Origin of the sequence: Haloarcula sp. Atlit-47R (assembly GCF_003665985.1) — an archaeon.
GTDB classification, from domain to species: domain Archaea; phylum Halobacteriota; class Halobacteria; order Halobacteriales; family Haloarculaceae; genus Haloarcula; species Haloarcula taiwanensis.
In genome coordinates, this window is the sequence record NZ_QPLQ01000035.1 from 1 (window position 1) to 550 (window position 550).

General features: G+C 69.1%; 1 protein-coding gene. It reads left to right on the top strand.

Annotated features, from left to right (window positions below):
• A partial coding sequence (locus DVK00_RS20730; protein ID WP_121578514.1) for an aminotransferase class III-fold pyridoxal phosphate-dependent enzyme occupies positions 1–550 on the top strand: 550 nt, incomplete at both ends.

A 550-nucleotide genomic window follows, 5' to 3' on the forward strand; every position in this document is an offset into this window, starting at 1 on the left:
GGCTGCGCGCAGTCGAAGTTCGGCGTCACCCCCGACGTGACGACGTTCGGCAAGATCATCGGCGGCGGCTTCCCCGTCGGCGCCATCGGCGGGAAGGCGGAGATCGTCGAGGGGTTCACCCCGGCCGGCGAGGTGTTCCAGTCCGGGACCTTCTCCGGGCACCCGGTGACGATGGCCGCCGGGAAGGCCGGCCTGGAGTACGCCGCCGAGAACGACGTCTACGAGCACGTGAACCGCCTCGGCGAGCGGCTCCGACGGGGGATCGCCGAGATCGCCGCCGACCAGGCTCCCGACTACACCGTCGTCGGCACCGACTCGATGTTCAAGACGACCTTCACGCGCGAGGGAGCTGTCGCCGACGACGCGGACGTCTGCGACGCCGGCTGCCGACAGCGCGAGTCGTGTGCGCGCTACGAGCACTGCCCGAAGACGGGCGCGGACGTCGCCGACGCCGAGACCGAGCGCTGGGAGCGGATCTTCTGGCAGGAGATGAAAGCGCAGGGCATCTTCCTCACGGCCAATCAGTTCGAATCGCAGTTCGTCTCCTACA